This window comes from Streptomyces sp. CB02923 (genome assembly GCF_001905005.1).
Taxonomy (GTDB): Bacteria; Actinomycetota; Actinomycetes; order Streptomycetales; family Streptomycetaceae; genus Streptomyces.
Map to the genome: position 1 here is coordinate 219,378 of NZ_LWKZ01000029.1, position 11,021 is coordinate 230,398.

Below are 11,021 nucleotides of genomic sequence, written 5' to 3' on the forward strand. Positions count from 1 at the left end.
CACAAAGATGGTGTCCGCTTTGTCCGGCCAAAGTGACCGGGGTCACGCGGCTTTTACGCCCCTTCGCGGAACCAACTCCCACGGCACACCGTTCACACGTTTCGCACCGGTAACACGGGAGCGCCGACGGCAGCACCTGCGCTCACTCCTTACCGCTATCCCCCCGGAAACCTACAAATCGCCCACCGATGGTAGTCGACTCAGGCGACTTTCCGCCCCACGCGGCGAGCGCCCGGCCGAGGGGCACAATTGCGGCATGGCCCCCCTCTTCAGCCGCAGCACCCGCAAGAACCCCGCCGACAGCACGGTCACACTCATCGGCAAGCCCGGCTGCCATCTGTGCGATGTCGCACAGGAAGTGATCGAAAGAGTGTGCGCCGAGACCGGCGCCTCCTGGGAGAAGCGGGACATCACCCAGGACCAGGAGCTCTACCGCAAGTACTGGGAACAGATTCCGGTCGTCCTCGTGGACGGCGCGCAGCACGATTTCTGGCGGGTCGACCCCCAGCGGCTGCGCAAGGCACTGGGCGCCTGACCGTACGATCCCCGGCCCCGCAACGGTACGAGCCCGGCTACGCACCGCGCGCCCCGTCCCGTACGGCACCGGAACCGCCCGGCGTACGCCCCCGCCGCGGCACGCGCCGCGGCGGTCCGGCGCCGTCACCGGGATGGCCGTAACGCAACCGTCGGCCGGTCCGCGGCCGTCGGACATCCGCCCGTAACCGGCTGCACCGAACAACCTGGCTACGCTAGCTACATGGCCCACCCGTCGTCCGCCCGCCATCCCCGTAGGAACTCCTACGGCGCGCTCCTCCCCACGGGGTGGTTCAGCCGCCGTAGGCGCCACGCCACCGCGCGCAGCGTGCTCGCCGGCGAGGCGGCGGCCGAGGCCGCGCGCAAGTCCTCACTGGAGGCCGAGGCCCAGGAAGCCGAGGCGCAGGAAGCGGCCGCCCAGGACGAGGGCGCCGAGGAGCCGGACTTCCCGGTCGTCGGCGACACGTACGCCGCCGCGTTCTTCGACCTCGACAACACCGTCATGCAGGGCGCGTCCCTCTTCCACTTCGGACGCGGCCTGTACAAGCGGCGCTTCTTCCACAAGCGCGACCTGGCCCGCTTCGTCTGGCAGCAGATCTACTTCCGTTTCATCGGCTCGGAGAACCCCGAGCACATGGCGGACGCCCGCAACAGCGCGCTGTCCATCGTCCAGGGCCACCGCGTCTCCGAGCTGATGACCATCGGCGAGGAGATCTACGACGAGTACATGGCCGAGCGGATCTGGCCCGGCACCCGCGCCCTCGCCCAGGCCCACCTGGACGCGGGCCAGAAGGTCTGGCTGGTCACCGCCGCTCCCGTCGAGACCGCGACGATCATCGCCCGGCGGCTCGGCCTGACCGGCGCGCTCGGCACCGTCGCCGAGTCCGTCGGCGGCGTCTACACGGGCAAGCTGGTCGGCGAGCCGCTGCACGGCCCCGCCAAGGCCGAGGCGGTACGGGCCCTGGCCGCCGCGGAGGGCCTGGACCTGGAGCGCTGCGCCGCCTACAGCGACTCCGCCAACGACATTCCGATGTTGTCGCTGGTCGGGCACCCGTATGCGGTCAACCCCGACGGGCGGCTGCGCAAGCACGCCCGTGAGCAGGGGTGGCGGCTGCGCGATTACCGGACCGGCCGCAAGGCGGTCAAGATCGGCATCCCGGCGGCGGCCGGGGTGGGGGCTCTCGCGGGGGGTGCGGCGGCGGCCGTGGCGCTTCAGCGGCGGCGGCGCTGAAGCGGTTCTTCTAGCGACGGAGGCGTCGGCCTGGTGAGGGCGGGCGCCCTGCGCCGCCTGTCCGGCGGTGGGCAGCTGTCCCGTCGTCGTGGCGGAGTGATGTCGCTTGGCGTGCACCCGGCCCGGCCGGCCGCCGCCACGCCCGGCGGTCACTCACAGCCGGTGTCCGTCGCTTCTCCGGATACCGGCCCGGCCAATCCCTGTGGCATACCCCCGCCCTTCCCCCCGCAGTCCCGTTGCCGGGGGTCCGCCACAACACGGCCCGCAACCAGGCAGATCACGTTCCTTTCTGATCAATATCTGCTCAGGAATCGATACTTGATCGGGCATGAACCCGTAACGGACCAGAAGTAATCGATGATTTGAGCAACTGGGTGTAGCGCTGCCTGTACGAAGCGTTATTCTCCTCAGACGCAAACCGGTACCCACGCGTCCCTACGACGGGTGAACGGTTCCGCACTGCACGTGATGGAAGCTCTGCCTCTGGGAGTCCCGTGTACCCACACGTCGGGGTTGACGCCTCGGGCCTGGCTACGCTGCGTACGACGCTCGTCGACCACCTGCGCAGTTTTGTCCCCACCGCGATCGCCGTCCCCGCATTCGCCACAGCCACCCCCGCCGGTCCCTGCTACGCCCTGGCCGACGGAAGCACCACCACAGTCGGCAAGACCGGCGGCAGAACCCGCCGCGGCGCGGGCACGCCCGCCGCCCGGCGCCCCGCCGACAGCGACAGCCGCCGCATGATGGACCTCGTCGAGCGCGCCCAGGCAGGCGAGGCGGACGCGTTCGGCCGGCTCTACGACCAGTACGCCGACACGGTCTACCGCTACATCTACTACCGGGTGGGCGGCCGGGCCACGGCCGAGGACCTGACCAGCGAGACCTTCCTGCGCGCCCTGCGCCGGATCGGCACCTTCACCTGGCAGGGCCGCGACTTCGGCGCCTGGCTGGTCACGATCGCCCGCAACCTGGTCGCCGACCACTTCAAGTCGTCGCGCTTCCGCCTGGAGGTCACCACCGGTGAGATGCTCGACGCCAACGAGGTCGAACGCAGCCCCGAGGACTCCGTCCTGGAGTCCCTGTCCAACGCGGCGCTGCTGGAAGCGGTCCGCAAGCTCAACCCGCAGCAGCAGGAGTGTGTGACGCTGCGCTTCCTCCAGGGCCTGTCGGTCGCGGAGACCGCGCGCGTCATGGGGAAGAACGAGGGCGCGATCAAGACGCTCCAGTACCGGGCCGTCCGCACCCTGGCGCGGCTGCTCCCGGACGACGCCCGCTGACCGCCGCCACGGGGCACGGACCGCGGTCCGTGCCGCCTGCCGCGCCCCGTTCCCCGCCCGCGTCCCCGTGCCCACTGCGCTTCTGCCTGCCTCCACGCCCCGGACCGCCCGTTCCGGCCCACCGCCAGGACTAACGCTTGGACCACCGCCCCGATCGCCTGAATCTCCCGGGCCGATGTTGACGCTCACGCCGTCGCCGTACGCCACCCCGTACGGCGCCCCGCGGCCGCTGACACGCCCGGCGCCGGTCACCACTCCTTCTGACTGCGAGTGATCGTTCGTGACCGTTCGGTCAGATCATCGTGAGTGCGTAACCCAAGTGCCGCGGCGCTCGTTGAGCAAAACGCAGGCTCCCTGCGGTCACGCCATGCCCGCACCCTCTCACTCGATCGAGTGGATGCGAGCAGGGCGTGCAACCTTCCGGCCCGTCTGGATAGTCAAGCCAGTCCGGGGAGTCGAGCGGGATGACGAGAGGAGGTGCCGCCCGTGATCGCGAACGTATCGGTGCACCGGCGGGCCAACGCCTTCGCCCAGGCCCTGGAGGATCAGGTCCTTCCGGGCGCGGCGGCCGAGGACGAGGTCGGGACACCGGCGCAAGCGTGCGGAGAAACAAGGCTGTTGGCGGTCGCCGACAGCCTCGGAGAACTCCCCAAGCCGGAGTTGGACCCCGAGGTCAGGACCGTCCACCGGGCCCAGCTCATCGCGGCGATGGAGGCGGCCTTCGCCGAAGGCGGCGCGACCGGCGACTCGCGGGTGCCCCAGCAGCGCGGGACCCGCGGCGCGCACCGCGCCACGAAGTCGCTGGGACGGCTGCGCCCCAGGTCGCGGCTGTCCAAGGGACTCGCGGCGGGCGGCCTGACGGTGGGCGTCGCGGCCGGGGCCTTCAGCGGCGTCGCCGCCGCCAGCTCCGACGCCCTGCCCGGCGACTCGCTGTACGGCCTCAAGCGCGGCATGGAGGATCTGAAGCTGGGCATGGCGGACGGCGAGTCCGATCGCGGCCGCCTCTTCCTCGACCAGGCGTCCACACGCATGTTCGAAGCCCACCGCCTCATGGAGCGCGGCCGTTCCGGCGCCCTCGACCACGAGTCGCTCAACGAGATCCGCAAGGCGCTCTCCGGCGTCAAGCAGGACGCCGGAGAAGGCCACCGCCTCCTCCACGAGGAGTACGAGCGCGACGGCTCCCTCGGCCCCATCCAGACGCTCAACTCGTTCACCAAGTCGCACCGCGACAGCTGGACCCGGCTGCGCGACCGCCTGCCGGCCCAGCTGACGGACGTCCGCGACGAGGTCAGCTCGGTCTTCGACGCCATAGACGAAGAGGTCGGCCCGCTGCGCTCCCTGCTGCCCAGGAACCCGAGCGGCGGCAACCACCGCGAGAGCGCCCCCGAAGCGCCCGCACCGGGCTCCACCCAGGGCCGTACGGACCACCCGGCACCGTCCGGGAAGAGCGCTTCCGCGTCCGGTGAGGCCGACGGCTCGCACGCTCCGCAGCACCATCCGCCGGCCTCGTCCCCGTCCCACGAGGACGAGGGCCTGCTCGGCGGCAGCACGGGCGGCCTGCTCGACCCGCCCGCCGACACCAGCACCCCGGCTCCGGACGGCAAGGGACCGGGCAAGGAGACACCGCACGAGCCGGACGTCACGATCCCGCCCCTGCTCCCCGGCCTGCTGCCCGACATCGGCCTCGACGGCAAGAACCCGCTGGGCTGACCCGCCCCCGACGCCCCGGTGCCGCCCACGCGGCGCCGGGGCGTCGCGCGTGCCCACACCGGCCGTCACCGGCCCGCCCGGTCGGCCTCAGCAGCTCACCGGGCCCCTCAGAAGAACACGGAACGCCGCTGCACCAGCAGCTTGTACAGAGTGTGCTGGATCGTCTCCCGCACCTGGTCCGTCAGGTTGAACATCAGCATCGGGTCGTCCGCCGCCTCCGCCGGGTAGCCGTCCGTCGGGATCGGCTCCCCGAACTGGATCGTCCACTTCGTCGGCAGCGGCACCAGGCCCAGCGGCCCGAACCACGGGAAGGTCGGCGTCAGCGGGAAGTACGGGAAGCCCAGCAGCCGCGCCAGGGTCTTGGCGTCCCCGATCTTCGGATAGATCTCCTCGGCGCCCACGATCGAGCACGGCACGATCGGCGCCCCGGCCCGCAGCGCGGTGGAGACGAACCCGCCGCGCCCGAACCGCTGGAGCTTGTAGCGGTCCGAGAAGGGCTTGCCGATGCCCTTGAAGCCCTCCGGCATCACCCCGACGACCTCGCCGCGCTCCAGCAGCCGCTGCGCGTCCTCGGCGCAGGCGAGCGTGTGCCCGGCCTTGCGCGCCAGCTCGTTGATCACCGGCAGCACGAAGACCAGGTCGGCCGCGAGCAGCCGCAGATGCCGCCCGGCGGGATGGTGGTCGTGCACCGCGACCTGGAGCATCAGCCCGTCCAGGGGCAGCGTCCCGGAGTGGTTGGCGACGATCAGCGCGCCGCCGTCGGCCGGGATGTTCTCGATGCCCTTGACCTCGACCCGGAAGTACTTCTCGTAGAAGGGCCGCAGCAGCGACATCAGGACCTGGTCGGTCAGCTCCTCGTCGTAGCCGAAGTCGTCGACCTCGTACTCACCGGTCAGCCGTCGGCGGAGAAAACGCAGGCCCCCGGCGACCCGCTGCTCCAGGGAGGCCCCCGGCGCCCCCTGCAGCGCTCCCGCCGCCTGCTCCTGCCCGGCCTCCCCCCGCGGCTCCGGTACGGGCGCCAGCGACGTACGGCGGCCTCCGCGGCCCGGCCGCTTGGCCTTTCTGCGCGACCGGGGCTCCTCGCCGAAGGGAATGACCTTGGCGTCCGCCATCGTGGGTGAACTCCTCACTGGGTCGGGCCGCTGCGTGCGGGCAGCACGGCGGCGAGCCGGTCGACGGTACGGGCGAGGACCGCGGGCGGCAGCAGCCCGGGGCCACGGCTGCGGGCGAACTCCGCGAAGGACTCCGCCGTCGTGTATTTCGGGTGAAACCCCAGTGTCTCGCGCATCTGCGCCGTCTGGACGACCCGGCCGTGCGTGAGCATCCGGATCTGCTCCGGCGAGAAGTCGGTGATGCCGAGCGAGCGCAGCGCGGACCCGGCCCAGGTGACGGTCGGCAGGAACAGCGGCAGCGTGGGCCGGCCCAGCCGCCGGGAGCACTGGGAGAGCAGCAGCGCGCCGTCCCCCGCGATGTTGAACGTGCCGCTGTTGAGCGTGCCGCGCCGCGGCTTTCCGGCGGCCAGGCACAGCGCCTCGATCGCGTCGTCCTCGTGGACGAACTGCAGCCGGGGGTCATAGCCCAGGACCGTCGGCAGTACCGGCATCGAGAAGTACTCGGCGAGCGGCGAGTCGGCGCACGCGCCGAGGATGTTGGCGAAGCGCAGCACGCACACCGCCACGTCGGGCCGACGCCGGGCGAAGCCGCGTACGTACCCCTCGACCTCGACCGCGTCCTTGGCGAAGCCTCCGCTGGGCAGCGACTTCGGCGGTGTGGTCTCGGTGAAGACGGCCGGGTCGCGGGGCGCGGATCCGTACACACTGGTGCTCGACTTCACCACCAGCCGTTTGACGTTCGGCGCCTTCTGGCAGGCACCGAGCAGCTGCATGGTGCCGATGACATTGGTCTCCTTGACCGCCGCCCGGCTGCCGCGGCCGCCCAGCGGCGTGCCGTTGATGTCCATGTGAACCACAGTGTCCACACGGGTCTCGGCCAGCACTTTGGCAATGGCCGGATGTCTGATGTCGGCCTTGAGGAAATCGGCCCCGCCCAATTGGTGCTCGGGCGCTACGGCATCGACTCCGATCACCCGGCCGACGTCGGGGTCGCGCTGAATGCGTCGTACGAACCGGCCCCCCAGTTGCCGTGCGACTCCAGTGACGAGCACGACCTTTCCCAAGATCAGCCCTTCCTTCCCGCCCTTTGTCCTCGCGTGAGCCGAGCTGTGCGGCCACGCTATCGGGTCGTTGTTGCGCTGTGATGACCGCGGGATGCTCTGAGCTACATTTCAAGCCTTGGCCCGAGCTTTGCCTGCGCCGTCGGCCGACTTTTCCGCGGCCCCCGGAGCCTGGGCACTCGCGCGGCCCGCGCTTTCCGGGAACTTTGCCGGGGCCGGAACACCGTCCCGCCCGATGACGCCATCCGGGTATCCGCATCCGGGTATCCACGGAGCGGCCGCCGACGTGCGCCGCCCGGTAATCCGGGACCGCCGCGGAAGAAGCCGTCCCGAAACGCACCGCAGCCCCCCACCGCGTACTGCGGTGAGAGGCTGCGGAATCGCGATCAGCGTTGCTTACTTCTTGTTGCGACGCTGAACACGGGTGCGCTTGAGCAGCTTGCGGTGCTTCTTCTTGGCCATCCGCTTGCGCCGCTTCTTGATAACAGAGCCCACGACTACCCTCGCTCACTTCGTATCACTCGGTGCGGGGCGTCCGAGCCCACACTACCTACATCGGGCCAGCCTACCCGGCGTCGAGCCTACGGCGTAATCCGAGGGTCACCTTGAGCCCCTCAGGCCGATTCCACCCCCACATAGGACTCACGGAGGTAGTCGTGAACCGCTTGCTCCGGGACCCGGAACGACCTCCCCACTCGGATCGCGGGCAGATGACCGCTGTGCACCAAGCGGTACACGGTCATCTTCGACACTCGCATCACCGTGGCGACTTCCGCCACGGTCAGGAACACGACCTCATTGAGAGGCCTTTGGTCTGCAGCCATGACACACCTGAACCTTCCGCACATGACGGGCACCGGCTTCCCCTCCGGTGACTCCCCGTCGCTGTGCGCTCACTCCCCAGGTTAGGGGCGGGTGATGCGAGTGGGGAAGAGGAGCAGCGATCGGCCGCCTACTGTGACAGACACGCTCGATTGAGTACATAGCGAGTAAGCGGTCGGTAGTAATCAGACCGCACAGCGTCATCAAGCGGAACTACGGCGGACACCCGCCCCTCCGCCTGCCCGACGAACAGCGCGGGATCGTCCGTATCCGCCAGTCCGATGGCCTCAAAGCCCAGCTGACCTGCTCCGCAGACCCATCCGTGGTCACCGATCACCAGCTCGGGAAGCGGTCCGCCGGCGTCTGCCGCGGCGTCGAGGGCGGTACGAACCGGGAGGGGGGAGTGGGTGTGCACGCCCGGCTCACCGGCGGTGCGCCGCACGCCCGGTTCGCGCATCAGCGCGACTCCCCGTACGTAGTCAAGGTTGTACGTGCGTACCCCGAATCGGGTCGCTATGTCGACACAGCGGCCATACGCCGGGGTGAGAAGGGGGCACCCCGCCGCCGACAGGGCGTCTGCCAGGCCGCCGTAGAAGCCGAGCAGCCGGTGCGGATGCCCCGTTCCGATCAGTACCGGAGCGTGCCGGGCGGCCGCCGCGCCGAGCCGGTCCGCGAAAGCGTTGAGCCCCCTGAGCGTACGGTCGGGATCAATCACATCTGGGCCGGAAGTGTGCCCGGGATCGGCCGAAACTCCACACTGCTCAGCCATCACCCGAAGCACTTCACTCACAGACCAGTCACGTTCGGGCTCAAGACCGATCAGTACGCGCGGGTCACCGGCCGCGAAGAGCCGGTAGCGCGTCAGGCTCTTCTCCCTGGAGGTCGCGATCGTCCCCGCGAGCCGGGCCCTGACCACATACGCCCTCAGCGCCTCGGCGTCCGTCGCCGCGTCCGTACCCGCCCCGGTGCCCCACACAGGCCCATGCTGGCGCCCGGACCCTCGTCCTGTGCCCGAACCACCCGGTAGTCACACATCCGGGCGTATTGACCCGAAGTGGCGCCAGTGCGGTGGTAAGGGGGGCGGGGGTTCCGAGGGACGGGGGCGGGGGCGGGGGTTCGGAGGGACGGGGTCGGGAGTTCCGGGATGTGTCCGGTACGCGGCCAGGCCTTGGGCCTTACGGCAGCAGGCCGTGTGCGGGGAACACCGCCCGCCGCGTCGCCAGCACCGCCTGGTCCAGGCGGTCCGCCGGGTCGTACCCGTCGCCGACGAAGTCGCGCCAGCCCGTCCCGCGCCCGTCCGTCATCCGGTGCGGCCCGCCCTGCCGCGTACGGCTGTACACCTCGTGCCGCCACTCCTCCGGCACCGGGGACGTGGGCTCGATCGGGCGCCCCGCCGCGATGGCCACCAGGTGGGTCCAGGTGCGCGGTACGACATCCACCACCGCGTAGCCGCCGCCTCCCAGCGCGACCCACCGGCCGTCGGCCGTCTCGTGGGCCAGGTCGTGGCAGGCCGCCGCCACCGCCCGCTGTGCGTCCAGGCTCACCGCCAGGTGCGCGAGCGGGTCCTCGAAGTGGGTGTCGGCCCCGTGCTGCGTGACCAGGACGTCGGGCCGGAACGCGGCCAGCAGCTCCGGCACCACCGCGTGGAAGGCCCGCAGCCACCCCTCGTCGCCGGTGCCGGCCGGCAGCGCCACGTTCACCGCGCTGCCCTCGGCACCGTGCCCGCCGGTCTCCTCCGGCCATCCGGACCGCGGGAAGAGCGTCCGGGGGTGCTCGTGCAGGGAGATCGTCAGGACCCGCGGGTCGTCCCAGAAGGCGGCCTGCACGCCGTCGCCGTGGTGGACGTCCACATCCACGTACGCGACCCGCTCGGCCCCCAGCTCCAGCAGCCGCGCAACGGCCAGCGCCGCGTCGTTGTAGATGCAGAAACCGGCCGCGCCGCCCGGCATCGCATGGTGGAGGCCGCCCGTGAAGTTCACCGCGTGCAGCGCCCGGCCGCGCCACACCGACTCGGCGGCGCCCACCGACTGGCCCGCGATCAGCGCCGACGCCTCGTGCATCCCGGCGAACGCGGGGTCGTCCTCGGTGCCGATCCCGTAGGCGGTGTCGGCCGCCTTCGGGTCGGCCGATGCCTTCCGTACGGCGTCGATGTAGTCCTCGCGGTGCACGAGACGCAGCGTGGAGACACCGGCGGCCTTCGCGGCCACCACTTCCACCGCATCGGGCCCCCGGTCGAGTCCGTACGCCTCCACCAACCGCATGGTCAGCGCGAGCCGGACCGGGTCCATCGGATGGCCGGGCCCGAAGTCGTAGCCCGTAACTGCCTCGTCCCACATCAGCTGTGCACGGCCGCTCATGCCCGTCACCGTATCGGTCGGGCCCAGGGCTAAGAGTGGGGCGTACGGCCGGGATACGGCCTGGGCAGCGGCTGTGCGTGCCGGAGCCACGCAACCACGCGAGCTGCGTCGGAGCCGTGCCGGAGGCGTCGGGGCCATGCCGGCGGCCTCGGAGCTACGCCAGCAGCGTCGGGAGGTCCTGCATGCGTGCGAAGAGGCCGGTGACCTCGGCGGCCGCGGTCAGCTTCTCCGCGGGGGTCATGGCGGTGAAGCCGTACACGTCCATGCCGGCGGCGGCCGCGGCCTGGACGCCGAGGGGGCTGTCCTCGATCACCGCGCAGCGCTCGGGCGCCACGCCCATCTCGCGGGCCGCGTGCAGGAACAGGTCAGGGGCCGGCTTGCCCTGGCCGACGTCCTGCGAGCTGAAGATCCACTCTTCCTCGAACCACTCGTCGAGGCCGGTCCTGCGGTGTCCGACGCGGATCCGCTCATGGCTGCCGGAGGAGGCCACGCAGTACGGAGTGCCGTCCGCCGTCAGCTTTCCCAGCACCTCGTCCACGCCGGCGACCGGCTCCAGCTCCCGCTCGAAGGCTTCGAAGACGCGCGCGTGCAGCGTGCTCTCGAAGTCCTCGGGGAGAAGCTGCCCGGTCCGCTCCTTCACGAGGTCGTGCACCCGGTGCACCGCGGCACCCATGTAGTCGCGCAGGGATTCCTCGTACGAGGTGGGATGGCCGAGTTCGGTGAGATAACCGGCAAGGATGGTGTTGGAAATCGGCTCGCTGTCGACGAGCACACCGTCGTTGTCGAAGATGATGAGGTCATAACGCATCCTTCGAGCGTAAACGCCATGCCCGGTAGGACCGAAAAACGCGTCGCGCGCCGATACTTGCGGTTTTCTCGGATCAGAAGTGCCAGGAAACGCAAAAAAGCTCCGGTCC

Annotated in this window: 11 protein-coding genes; 4 read left to right on the forward strand and 7 right to left on the reverse strand. The window is 70.7% G+C overall.

What is annotated here, in order from left to right:
- The first annotated feature begins 256 nt into the window (after positions 1 to 256).
- The 4 genes from A6A06_RS40535 to A6A06_RS40550 all read left to right on the forward strand — a co-directional run bounded on the left by A6A06_RS40535 (position 257) and on the right by A6A06_RS40550 (position 4,752).
- Positions 257 to 535: a glutaredoxin family protein gene (locus A6A06_RS40535; protein WP_073769213.1), complete on the forward strand. Its 279-nt coding sequence runs from the start codon at positions 257 to 259 to the stop codon at positions 533 to 535.
- Between the two features lie 327 nt (positions 536 to 862).
- Positions 863 to 1,765 (forward strand): HAD family hydrolase, encoded by a 903-nt coding sequence (locus A6A06_RS40540; protein WP_073769215.1) that lies wholly within the window; start codon positions 863 to 865, stop codon positions 1,763 to 1,765.
- Positions 1,766 to 2,259: 494 nt separating this feature from the next.
- Positions 2,260 to 3,042: an ECF subfamily RNA polymerase sigma factor, BldN family gene (locus A6A06_RS40545; protein ID WP_073769217.1), complete on the forward strand. Its 783-nt coding sequence runs from the start codon at positions 2,260 to 2,262 to the stop codon at positions 3,040 to 3,042.
- A 486-nt stretch (positions 3,043 to 3,528) separates the two neighbouring features.
- Positions 3,529 to 4,752, forward strand: coding sequence for a DUF5667 domain-containing protein (locus A6A06_RS40550; RefSeq protein ID WP_073769219.1), 1,224 nt, complete (start codon positions 3,529 to 3,531; stop codon positions 4,750 to 4,752).
- A gap of 107 nt (positions 4,753 to 4,859) precedes the next feature.
- On the opposite strand, the gene A6A06_RS40555 is transcribed toward A6A06_RS40550, so the two are convergent.
- The 7 genes from A6A06_RS40555 to A6A06_RS40585 all read right to left on the reverse strand — a co-directional run bounded on the left by A6A06_RS40555 (position 4,860) and on the right by A6A06_RS40585 (position 10,912).
- Positions 4,860 to 5,864, reverse strand: a complete 1,005-nt coding sequence (locus A6A06_RS40555; RefSeq protein WP_073769221.1) for a lysophospholipid acyltransferase family protein — start codon at positions 5,862 to 5,864, stop codon at positions 4,860 to 4,862.
- A 14-nt stretch (positions 5,865 to 5,878) separates the two neighbouring features.
- Entirely contained in the window at positions 5,879 to 6,928 is a 1,050-nt protein-coding gene (locus A6A06_RS40560; RefSeq protein WP_073769223.1) for an NAD-dependent epimerase/dehydratase family protein, read from the reverse strand.
- Between the two features lie 393 nt (positions 6,929 to 7,321).
- A complete protein-coding gene (locus A6A06_RS40565; RefSeq protein ID WP_003948845.1) occupies positions 7,322 to 7,420 on the reverse strand; it encodes a 30S ribosomal protein bS22 in 99 nt (32 codons plus the stop codon).
- A 119-nt stretch (positions 7,421 to 7,539) separates the two neighbouring features.
- Positions 7,540 to 7,749: a helix-turn-helix domain-containing protein gene (locus A6A06_RS40570; protein ID WP_014144137.1), complete on the reverse strand. Its 210-nt coding sequence runs from the start codon at positions 7,747 to 7,749 to the stop codon at positions 7,540 to 7,542.
- A 128-nt stretch (positions 7,750 to 7,877) separates the two neighbouring features.
- On the reverse strand, positions 7,878 to 8,723 hold the full coding sequence (locus tag A6A06_RS40575) for a phosphatase (protein WP_073769225.1): 846 nt from the start codon (positions 8,721 to 8,723) through the stop codon (positions 7,878 to 7,880).
- Positions 8,724 to 8,922: 199 nt separating this feature from the next.
- Complete coding sequence (locus A6A06_RS40580) at positions 8,923 to 10,104, reverse strand: acetoin utilization protein AcuC (protein ID WP_073769227.1); 1,182 nt, start codon at positions 10,102 to 10,104, stop codon at positions 8,923 to 8,925.
- Positions 10,105 to 10,258: 154 nt separating this feature from the next.
- The gene (locus tag A6A06_RS40585) at positions 10,259 to 10,912 is read right to left on the reverse strand and encodes an HAD family hydrolase (RefSeq protein WP_073769229.1); all 654 of its coding nucleotides are present in this window, start codon (positions 10,910 to 10,912) and stop codon (positions 10,259 to 10,261) included.
- Positions 10,913 to 11,021: the final 109 nt, after the last annotated feature.

Coding starts and splice junctions, on each gene's coding strand:
- A6A06_RS40585 (WP_073769229.1), bottom strand. CDS start 10,912: ATGCGTTATGACCTCATCATCTTCGACAACGACGGTGTGCTCGTCGAC.
- A6A06_RS40580 (WP_073769227.1), bottom strand. CDS start 10,104: ATGAGCGGCCGTGCACAGCTGATGTGGGACGAGGCAGTTACGGGCTAC.
- A6A06_RS40570 (WP_014144137.1), bottom strand. CDS start 7,749: ATGGCTGCAGACCAAAGGCCTCTCAATGAGGTCGTGTTCCTGACCGTG.
- A6A06_RS40535 (WP_073769213.1), top strand. CDS start 257: ATGGCCCCCCTCTTCAGCCGCAGCACCCGCAAGAACCCCGCCGACAGC.
- A6A06_RS40555 (WP_073769221.1), bottom strand. CDS start 5,864: ATGGCGGACGCCAAGGTCATTCCCTTCGGCGAGGAGCCCCGGTCGCGC.